The 8,779-nt window shown below is 61.1% G+C and carries 6 protein-coding genes; 1 reads left to right on the plus strand and 5 read right to left on the minus strand.

Going from position 1 to position 8,779, the window contains the following annotated elements:
• Positions 1 to 87: 87 nt before the first annotated feature.
• Positions 88 to 1,566, plus strand: a complete 1,479-nt coding sequence (locus J1W56_RS24315; RefSeq protein WP_223615864.1) for an MDR family MFS transporter — start codon at positions 88 to 90, stop codon at positions 1,564 to 1,566.
• A 5-nt stretch (positions 1,567 to 1,571) separates the two neighbouring features.
• Here J1W56_RS24315 and ptsP read toward each other — a convergent pair whose 3' ends face one another.
• From ptsP to glpK, 5 genes are all read right to left on the minus strand, one after another.
• Positions 1,572 to 4,046 carry a phosphoenolpyruvate--protein phosphotransferase gene (gene ptsP / locus J1W56_RS24320; RefSeq protein WP_223615865.1) on the minus strand — a complete coding sequence of 825 codons (2,475 nt, stop codon included), beginning with the start codon at positions 4,044 to 4,046 and terminating at the stop codon, positions 1,572 to 1,574.
• Positions 4,043 to 4,672 (minus strand): dihydroxyacetone kinase subunit DhaL, encoded by a 630-nt coding sequence (gene dhaL, locus J1W56_RS24325; protein ID WP_223615866.1) that lies wholly within the window; start codon positions 4,670 to 4,672, stop codon positions 4,043 to 4,045. Before dhaL ends, ptsP begins: the two co-directional genes overlap by 4 nt.
• Positions 4,673 to 4,783: 111 nt before the next feature.
• Complete coding sequence (gene dhaK / locus J1W56_RS24330) at positions 4,784 to 5,785, minus strand: dihydroxyacetone kinase subunit DhaK (RefSeq protein WP_223615867.1); 1,002 nt, start codon at positions 5,783 to 5,785, stop codon at positions 4,784 to 4,786.
• Between the two features lie 15 nt (positions 5,786 to 5,800).
• On the minus strand, positions 5,801 to 6,526 hold the full coding sequence (locus J1W56_RS24335) for an MIP/aquaporin family protein (protein WP_223615868.1): 726 nt from the start codon (positions 6,524 to 6,526) through the stop codon (positions 5,801 to 5,803).
• 78 nt (positions 6,527 to 6,604) lie between these two features.
• The gene (gene glpK, locus J1W56_RS24340; protein ID WP_223615869.1) at positions 6,605 to 8,104 is read right to left on the minus strand and encodes a glycerol kinase GlpK; all 1,500 of its coding nucleotides are present in this window, start codon (positions 8,102 to 8,104) and stop codon (positions 6,605 to 6,607) included.
• Positions 8,105 to 8,779 lie beyond the last annotated feature (675 nt).

Genomic DNA, 8,779 nt, shown 5'->3' on the forward strand with positions numbered 1-8,779 from the left:
TCGTCATCACAGATGAGACGCATCAAGCGCTTCTGTTGCCGGACAAACCGGGCCTACCCAGATTCCATATCAAATCAAGGCAGCTCCATGACCCATGATACACCGACCTATGCCGATGGGACGTCGTCTGCGTCTCCCGTGCAAGACCATAGCGCCCGCAACAGGCTTGTCATTGCCTTGCTCCTGGTGTCGGCGTTTGTCGTCATTCTCAATGAAACCATCATGGGCGTGGCGTTGCCGCATTTGATGGCGGATCTGAAAATCACGGCAAGTGCTGCCCAGTGGCTGACCACGGCGTTCATGCTGACCATGGCCGTGGTGATCCCGATCACCGGCTTTCTGCTGCAGCGGCTGCACACGCGGCAGGTGTTCATTCTGGCCATGTCCCTGTTCAGCACCGGCACATTGGTATGCGCGCTGGCACCGGGTTTCCCGGAGCTGGTCGTCGGACGGGTCGTCCAGGCGTCCGGCACCGCGGTGATGATGCCATTGCTCATGACCACGATCATGAATCTCGTGCCGCCGGAAACGCGCGGCAAGACCATGGGCAACATCTCCATTGTCATTTCCGTGGCCCCGGCCATCGGACCGACCATTTCCGGGCTGATCCTTTCCGCACTCGACTGGCGCTGGCTGTTCCTGCTGGTCCTGCCGATCTCGCTGCTGGCGCTGGCCCTCGGCACCCTGCGCATGCGCAATGTAACGGTTCCGATCAAGGCGCCGATCGATATCCTCTCCATCTTTCTCTCGGCCATCGGTTTCGGCAGTTTCGTTTACGGCCTCAGCGGACTTGGTGAAGCCGCCATCCATACCCCGGCCGTATCGCCCTGGTTCCCGCTCGTGCTGGGAGCAGTGGTCATCGCGGTTTTCGTCCTGCGCCAGCTGCAGCTGCAAAAGCAGGGTCGGGCCCTGCTCGACCTGCGCACATTGACCATACGGACGTTCGCGATTTCGACCGCGATGATGGCGATCCTGATGATGTCGATGTTTGGCGTTTTCATCCTGCTGCCGCTTTATCTGCAGAACGTCCTCGGGCTTTCGACGCTGGAGACAGGATTGCTGATGTTGCCGGGCGGCCTGATCATGGGGCTTTGCGCGCCCACTGTCGGCAGCCTCTTCGACAAGTACGGACCGAAACCGCTGATCATCCCCGGCGCCATCGTCTTGAGCCTCGTGCTGTGGGGTCTCGTCTTCGTGCAGCAGGACACGCCCTTCTGGGTCCTTTTGATCGCGCATATCGTGCTGAGCATCGGCCTCGCGCTCATGTTCACGCCCTTGTTCACGGTCAGCCTCGGTTCATTGCCGCCGCAGCTTTATTCCCATGGCAGCGCCATGATCGGCACCACCCAGCAGGTGGCCGGTGCGGCGGGAACGGCGCTGTTTGTCGCCATCATGACCTTGCGTTCGGCAAGCCTTGCTGCGGGCGGGGCCGATATTCTGACCGCCACCACCGGCGGCATCAAAACCGCTTTTCTCTGCGGAGCGATTATCTCGCTGGGCGCCGTCATCGCGGCATTTTTTATCCGGAAACCCGAAGGGAGCCAGGCTTCAGGCGGGTATCACTGAACGGTTCAAGCCCGTTTCTTAGAACGTTGATCGCCGGTTTCGCCGTCCGAAAGGGTTTTCCGCACATCGGCCGCTGAAGCAGCATCCTGCCAGCGGTCCCGCAGATCCCGCAGGTTTACCTCTGTTCCGAGCAATCGCTTTGCCACACGCGGCAGCGATGCCGCCCCCATGCTGAGCTTGGTCACGCCGGACGCGACAAGAAGAAGGGCTGCATCGGGATCACCTGCGGCTTCGCCGCAGACGGAAACCGGAATAGTGGTCGCTCCCGCCGCTTCGACAACATCGCGGATGAGGGAAAGCACGGCCGGATGGGCCGCATCGGCAAAGGTGCCAAGCCGTGGATTGCCCCGCTCCGCCGCAAGGGTGTACTGGGTCAGATCGTTGGTGCCGATGGAAAAGAAATCCGCCGCATGCGCAAACTGTTTCGCCGTCAGCGCGGCAGCCGGCACCTCAACCATGATGCCGAGATCAATGGGCCAGCGATGATCGATTTTTGCAGCATCGAGCGCCGCATGTGCCTCGTCCAGTGCCCGGCGCGCCGCGTGGAGTTCATCGACCTGAGTCACCATGGGCAGCATGATCCGCACATCGTGCCCGGCGGCAGCGCGCAGGATCGCACGCAGCTGCGTCTGGAAGATTGCCGGTTCCGCGAGGGAAAGACGCAGGCCACGCACACCGAGGAACGGGTTGGCTTCTTCAGGCATGTTCATATAGGGAACAGGCTTGTCCCCTCCGGCGTCCAGCGTGCGCACGACAATCGGCTTGCCCGCGAATACATCGAAGATCGCTTTGAGTTCGCGCATCTGCTCGATTTCACCGGGGGCCTCCTGCCGGTCCAGAAACATCATTTCGGTGCGCAGCAGGCCGATGCCCAAGGCACCGGCTTTCACTGCAGCCTTGGCATCGCCAACGCCGACAACATTGGCCCACAGCTCAATTCGGCGCCCGTCGCGCATTTCGATGCTGCCGTCAATCAGGGGGGAGCCGGAAGCATCCCGCTTTTCTTCATCACGCGCTTTGACAAAAGGCGCGCTTTGTTCGGGCGTCGGATCGAACAGAACAGCACCGGTGGCGCCATCGAATGCAACGGTTGCCGCGTCCGCCGGAACAAGTCCTTCGGCATTGGCGATGGCCGGAATACCGGCCCCGCGCAACAGGATTGCCGCATGCGATGTCGCGCCGCCGCGCCGCTCGATCACCCCGAGGACCTGAGCGGGATCGAGAACAAGGGCTACGGACGGCGGCAACTCGTCCGCAAGCAAGATGGCTGGCGGCCCAGCCGGCAGTTCAAACGCCGCACGGCCGAGCAACGCTGCGATGATTGTATCGCGCAGATCGAGCAGATCGGCTTCGCGCGCACGCAGATAGGCATCTTCAAGGCTGCGATATGCCAGTGTCGCCTTGTCAAAGACCGCCGAAACCGCAGCGGTTGCATTCAATTTTTCATCGGTGATTTTGGTCCGGGCAGCGGGAATGAGTCCGGGCTCAGCCAGAAGTCCGATTTGAACAGCCGCAATGTCTCCCGCCATGCCATGCGTCTTGCCCAGGGTTTCGCCGACGGAGGCAATGACGACATCCAGACGGGCAATTTCGGCCTGCGGATCGGCAATGGATGCGTTCGACACCTCGAGCACGGGGCGCTTGAGAACAGTCAGCGGTCCAACGGCGATCCCCGGAGAAACGGGTGTCGCATTGCCTTTTGCGACGACTTGCGCTGGTGCTGCTGCAGGGTCGGCCTTGCCGGCCAGGCTCTGGATCAGGTCGCGCATGGCGGATACGGCCTGTTGTGCATCCGCACCGCTCGCCGTGATGATGAGGCGATCGCCTTGCCGCACGCCAAGCGTCATGAGGTCGATCATGCTGACCGCCGAAGCGGCTGATTTGTTGCCTTCCGCCCGGGCAATGCCGATCTGCGATTTGAATTTTGCAGCCAGTGCCGCAACCTGCGCGGCGGGGCGCGCATGCAGACCATGCGGATCCGGGATGACCGCCTCCGCCGTGGCATCGGGCGCGCCGGTATCTGCCGGTGCGGCTTCCGGCGCTGACGAAACCTCACCGCCCAGCTGCTCGATCTTGGGCCGCAGCGCCTGCACCGCCTGACGCTCAACCTCCGCGCGCGGCAGGCCCTGCCCTGCTGCCACCGCAGCCGCGATGGCACCTTCGACAAACGGCGCCGCCGATAAAATCACACGCGTGCGCTGGTCACCCTCGGCCAGGTCCAGCGCCATCTCCGCCGACAGAAGTGCGCTGCCGAGATCCATAAGCACGAGACAGCCCGCCGGATGGTCCGCCTCGGTCAAGGCTTCGAGAATACGCATGGCGTCGGTGCCGATCTCGTCACCATTGTCCCCCATCCCGGCGGCGCAGATGATCGTGACCGTATCCCCGGTCATCTGCCGCGCCAGCGTGGCGACACCCTCGGCAAGCATGCGGGAATGCGAAACGAGGATGAGCGCGACGTGATCAGACGCGCCGCTCATGCTGCGGCAACATCGGCGAGTGCTTTAAGCAGGTAATGGGTGGACGTCGCGCCGGGATCCTGATGCCCCACGCTGCGGTCCCCGAGATAACTCGCGCGGCCCTTGTGCGCAACGAGCGGGATGGTTGCCTTCATGCCGGTTTCGGCGGCCGCCGCGCTCAGGGCCAGCGCTTCGGCAAGCGGCTTGCCGGCGGCCTGCTTCAGCGCATCGGCGGCAGGAGACAGCGCATCGATCATGGTCTTGTCGCCCAGCGCCGCCTTGCCGCGCTGCACGATGCCGGCAAGAGCGGCTTCCAGGCACGCCGTCCAGTCGGCAAGGGTAAGATCAACCTTGCCCGTCGCCTTCACCGCAGCGCTGAGAAAAAATGTCGAATAGAGCGGACCGCTGGCGCCGCCCACGGTCGAGAGCAATGTCATCGCCGCCGTCTTGAAGACAGCAGCGGCATCCGGGAATGACTGATCCGCCAGTTTGGCTTTGACCGCGAGGAAGCCGCGGGCCATGTTCTCACCGTGATCGCTATCGCCGATCGGCGCATCGAGTTCCGTCAGATAGGCCTTTTCACGCTCATAGACATCGGCAGCACGGTTGATCCACGTGACAAGCGTTGCGACGGACAGCACATCCATTTGAATATCTCCCGGATAGATTTTGACAACAATGGTCCCACCCCGCGAACGGGATGGGACTTGACTTCACAGCCTGGCCGAAGCCCGGACAGAGGGCTTCAGCCGATCATGTCAGGCGCCCCAGCGCAGCGATGGCGTGACCACCGGAGCGTCCCAGAACTTCACCATTTCATCGTCCAGTTTCAGCAGGGTGATCGAGCAGCCCGCCATTTCCAGACTGGTGACATAGGACCCGACAAGATTGCGGACGACTTTCAGCCCGTGTTTCGCCGCGATCTCATATGCCTTGCGATAGACGATATACAGTTCGATCTGCGGCGTCCCCCCCATGCCATTGACGAAGAGAAGCACATTGTCGCCGCTCTTGAAAGGCAGGTCCTCGAGAATGGGCTCGAGCAGCATTTCCGCCACGCGGTCCGCACTCTCCAGCTTCACCCGGTGCCGGCCCGGCTCGCCATGAATGCCGATGCCGATTTCCATCTCATCCTCCTGCAGGATGAAGGATGGCTTGCCCGCATGCGGCACTGTGCAGGCCGACAATGCCATGCCCATGGAGCGGCCGTTGGCATTGACCCTGCGGCAAAGATCCGCCACCGGTGCGAGCGGCATCCTGGCTTCTGCGGCACCGCCGCATATCTTCTCCGCCAGAACCGTCGTGGCAACGCCGCGCCGGCCGGCGGTCCATGTCGAATCCTTCACCGCCACGTCATCGTCGATAACAACGCTTTCGACGTCAATGCCTTCTGCCCGGGCAAGATCGGCGGCCATTTCGAAATTCATCACATCGCCGGTATAGTTCTTGACGATGTGAAGAATGCCTGCGCCGCCGTTGACGGCCTTTGATGCTTCCAGCATCTGGTCCGGGGTCGGGCTGGTGAAGACCGCTCCCGGGCAGGCTGCATCGAGCATGCCCCGGCCGACAAAGCCGCCATGCATGGGTTCATGACCGCTGCCGCCCCCCGAAAGGAGGGCGGTTTTTCCCCGAACGGGCGCATCGGCCCGCGTGATGAAATTGGGGTTGCGGTGGACTCGGATCAGATCGCCATGGGCGGCCGTCATGCCGTCCAGAGCTTCCTCCACGACAGCGTCGGGAGCGTTGATCAGCTTTTTCATGCCAGCCTCCTTGGGTTAAATCAGGGCCTTGATGAAGAACGCAGCAATGATAGCACCAACGATAGGACCGACCACCGGAATCCACGAATAGCCCCAATCGGAGCCGCCCTTGCCGGAGATCGGCAGCACGGCGTGAGCAATACGCGGTCCAAGATCGCGGGCCGGATTGATGGCGTAACCGGTGGTTCCGCCGAGCGACAGGCCGATGGCCCACACCAGCATGGCAACCATGTAAGGTCCGATGGCCGGGGTGATGCCGGCGCCTGCAACCGCTTTCGAGAAGATGGCGGCAATGACGAAGACCAGCACGAAGGTGCCGATGATTTCACTGATAAGGTTTGCCCCGGTATTGCGAATGGCCGGTCCCGTGCAGAAAACCGCAAGTTTCAGGCCGGCGTCCGATGTTTTCGCCCAATGCGGCAGATATTGCAGCCAGACGATAACCCCGCCGAGGAAAGCACCAATGAGCTGAGCCGGAATATAGGACGCAATCTTCGAATAATCGCCCGATACAACAGCAAAACCGATTGTCACTGCCGGATTGATGTGCGCGTCGGGACTGCCTGTCGATGTGGCGACAAACACGCCCGCGAGCACCGCAAATGCCCAGCCGGCGGTGATTGCCACCCAGCCCGCATTCTGCGCTTTCGAACCCTGCAGCAAAACACCGGCAACGACGCCGTCGCCGAGAATGATGAGCATCATCGTCCCCAATAGTTCACCGATGAATGGTGTATGCATAGTCTCCTCCTCCTCAAAATGATGATGAATGGCACAAAGGGAGCTGCAACGAGCGCAGCTCCCCCAATTGACGATGTATTAATCCACCCAGTCGAGCGACCGGGTTACGGCCTTGTTCCAGGCGGTAAAGAGCTTGGTACGCTCGGCCTTTGACATGGCCGGATGCCAACGCTTGTCGACACCCCAGTTTTCCACGATGTCATTGGTGGATTTCCAATAACCGACGGCGAGACCGGCGGCGTAGGCGGCACCGAGGGCTGTGGTTTCGATGACCTTCGGGCGCACGACCGGCACGTCGAGAATGTCCGACTGGAACTGCATCAGCAATTCATTGACGGTCATGCCGCCATCCGTGCGCAGTTCCTTGATCTCGACCTTGGAGTCCTTGACCATGGCGTCGAGCACTTCGCGCACCTGGTAGGCGCTGGCCTCAAGCGCCGCGCGGGCGATGTGCCCCTTGTTGGCAAAACGTGTCAGGCCGGCAATGACGCCGCGGGCGCTGTCCTTCCAATGCGGCGCATAAAGACCGGAAAACGCCGGGACAAAATACACGTCGCCATTGTCTTCCACCGTCCGGGCCAAAGCTTCGACGTCGGGGCTTGTCTGGATGATGCCGAGGTTGTCACGCAGCCATTGCACGAGGGCGCCGGTGATGGCGATGGAACCTTCAAGCGCATAAACCGCCTTCTTGTCCCCGAGCTTGTAACCGACCGTTGTCAGCAGGCCGAAGGTCGATGGAACGAGCTTTTCACCCGTATTCATCAGCATGAAGCAGCCGGTACCATAGGTATTCTTGGCTTCACCCGGATTGAGGCATGCCTGGCCGAACAATGCCGCCTGCTGATCGCCGAGAATGCCGGCAACGGGCACGCCCTGGAGCGGTGCCGCCTTGATCTCGCCATAGACTTCACTCGACGAGCGGATGGTCGGCAGGCAGGCGCGCGGAATGTTGAAGAGCTTGAGAATCTCGTCATCCCAATCCAGGGTCTTGAGGTTCATCAGCTGTGTGCGGGAGGCATTCGTCACATCCGTGATGTGGATGCCGCCATCGGCGCCGCCGGTGAGGTTCCAGACCAGCCAGGTATCGATATTGCCGAAAAGCACCTCTCCCGCTTCAGCCTTGGCGCGCGCGCCGGGCACATTGTCGAGAAGCCAATGCAGCTTCAATCCGGAAAAATAGGTCGCAAGAGGCAGGCCTGTCTTTTCGCGCAGCCGATCCTTGCCGCCGTCTTTCTGGTAGCGGCCGACGAGTTGGTCCGTGCGTGTATCCATCCAGACCACGGCATTGTGCAGCGGCGCGCCGGTCTTCTTGTCCCACAGGACAGTTGTTTCGCGCTGATTGGTGATACCGACCGAGACCAGATCCGATGCGGAAAGCTTGGCTTTCTTGAGCGCACCGGCAACGACGCTCATCGTGTTGCGCCAGATCTCGATCGCGTTGTGTTCAACCCAGCCGGGTTTGGGAAATATCTGCTCGTGTTCCTTTTGATCGACGGCAATGACAGTACCCTTTCGATCAAAGATGATGAATCGGGAACTGGTTGTGCCCTGATCAATGGATCCAACATATTTCGTCATACTTTCCTCCTGTTTCTTCTCTTGCGTTCGGTGTGGTGTTTCGGCTCGGCCAGAGATCGCAACCGCAAGCCTCCCGGCTCCCCAGACGGATTGCGATCCCCTTGGTTTGGATGTCGGATGGTGAATTGAAAACAAGATTCTGAGCAGCCATTGCGTCACGGCAAACGGCGCGTTTTGGACTGGCGGCCATGCTCAAAAGAAGTGACGGCGTGCACGCTGGTCCGGCAGGCTCATGATCGGAGAAACGCCAAATCCTGCTATCGGATACCCCGCAAAACGCCGTGTCCACGGCGGGCTGGGCAACGCCGCAGCCGTCGAGATCAACTCCGAAAACAATGAGCCCGTAAGGACGTGCTTGCACGTGCCACCCCAACTCTAGCGTTCCACCGGATACAGCCGCTGTCTAAGCGATCATTTGTCGTTGATGAAACGATAACCGAAACCAAACGCGAAGGCAAGGAATGTAAAGTGAAAATAAAACGCGCATTCACAACCGCTTACACGTCACTGACTGCGCTGGCCTCGCGGCCAGCCGCCACCTGCTATTGCGATCGGCGCTGGACGGTTTTGGCCATGAAGGTTTCGAGGGCGTCGGCCTGGGCGTCGGTCACATGCAGGCCGACCTTGGTGCGCCGCCACAGGACATCCTGCGCGGTCATCGCCCATTCCTGCGCG

Origin of the sequence: Phyllobacterium calauticae, from assembly GCF_019991125.1 — a bacterium.
Lineage (GTDB): Bacteria > Pseudomonadota > Alphaproteobacteria > Rhizobiales > Rhizobiaceae > Phyllobacterium > Phyllobacterium calauticae.

Excerpts from the sequence above, each read along its gene's own strand:
- glpK (WP_223615869.1), bottom strand. The coding sequence starts at position 8,104 with ATGACGAAATATGTTGGATCCATTGATCAGGGCACAACCAGTTCCCGA.
- dhaK (WP_223615867.1), bottom strand. The coding sequence starts at position 5,785 with ATGAAAAAGCTGATCAACGCTCCCGACGCTGTCGTGGAGGAAGCTCTG.
- J1W56_RS24315 (WP_223615864.1), top strand. The coding sequence starts at position 88 with ATGACCCATGATACACCGACCTATGCCGATGGGACGTCGTCTGCGTCT.
- dhaL (WP_223615866.1), bottom strand. The coding sequence starts at position 4,672 with ATGGATGTGCTGTCCGTCGCAACGCTTGTCACGTGGATCAACCGTGCT.
- ptsP (WP_223615865.1), bottom strand. The coding sequence starts at position 4,046 with ATGAGCGGCGCGTCTGATCACGTCGCGCTCATCCTCGTTTCGCATTCC.
- J1W56_RS24335 (WP_223615868.1), bottom strand. The coding sequence starts at position 6,526 with ATGCATACACCATTCATCGGTGAACTATTGGGGACGATGATGCTCATC.